Consider the following 1,249-nt stretch of genomic DNA (forward strand, 5'->3'; position numbering starts at 1 on the left):
CCACGGTTTGACAGTTGAATCGTCCGCAATCCGCCACTAGGCATATGCGTAGCGTTAGGCGCAAAGCTAAGAAACACAAAACCGCAGAACACGAATAGGAAAAATCTACACACGGTTGAGACAATCTTACACACAAGCAGGAAAATATTACACACGCATGAGTTAATCTTACACATAGAGAGGAATTGAAAGAACAAAACCAGACAGATTTAACATACAAGTAATAATTCTGAGCACATAGGCAAATTGATCTTACACACAGACAATCACATTTTTCACACATGCGATCATTATTTACACTCAGTCAATAAAAATCTGAACACAGGATTGCATATTATTAATTTATTATGACTACTTTCAACTCACGATCTGAAAAGAAAGATCACTGAAATCAATCGTTAACCAATTAACCCTGAATTTTATGGCAAGTTCCATTGAAAGTAGCTATGGCGCCAAGCTTCGCAAAGCACAAGATCTCCTGACTTACATTCAATCCTTTGCAGGTTACGCACCACCCAGAACCCAGGAATCAGTAGCAGGTTTTACTGCACTGATTACTTCAATTAGCACCTCAAACACCACCACGGCCAACTCACTTCAGCAGTACAAAAGTGCAGTGGCATCCAGACAAAACGCATACAAAGGAACGGCCACCTCAATCGACAAACTATTGTCGCCCATCAAAGGAGCCGTTGACGCACAGTTTGGGAAAAAGTCACCTGAAAGTGCAGCCATCGCTTCACAAATCAAAACCATGCGCGCAACCAAACTGGTCAAATTACCAACCGACCCGACCAAAACCGAACAGGAAAAAACCGTTAGCCAATCGGAACGGTCACACGGTTCAATCGTGCAGAATTTTAATAATCTCATCAACACCTTGCAACAATTCAGCGGATTCAACCCCTCAAATAACAACCTGAAAATTGCAACACTCCAAACAACCTCTGCGCAAGTAACCACACTGAACAATACCGTTGCACAGCGAATTGTTTCTTTAAAAACAGCACAATCAAGCAGAGCCGCATTATACGCTGATCTTAACGACAGAGTGCAACGAATCAAATCCTATGTGAAAGCACAATACGGAATCCAATCGAATGAATATAACCTGATTAAAGGGATTAAAATATAAACAGAAAAAAGCTCAGCGCCTAATATATAGGGATTTAAGCGGCATGTAATGCCTAGCGCGAATCCCAGGTTGAACTATATCCCGGATGTTCGGCTATGGATTTCTCAGCCGTTG

At 41.7% G+C, this 1,249-nt stretch carries 1 protein-coding gene; it reads left to right on the top strand.

Translation table 11 applies throughout. The features are described 5' to 3' along the window. Nucleotides 1–421 precede the first annotated feature (421 nt). The gene (locus LX69_RS17395; protein ID WP_111447294.1) at nucleotides 422–1,135 is read left to right on the top strand and encodes a hypothetical protein; all 714 of its coding nucleotides are present in this window, start codon (nucleotides 422–424) and stop codon (nucleotides 1,133–1,135) included. The last annotated feature ends 114 nt before the right edge of the window (nucleotides 1,136–1,249 follow it).

Origin of the sequence: Breznakibacter xylanolyticus, from assembly GCF_003254275.1 — a bacterium.
GTDB lineage: Bacteria > Bacteroidota > Bacteroidia > Bacteroidales > Marinilabiliaceae > Breznakibacter > Breznakibacter xylanolyticus.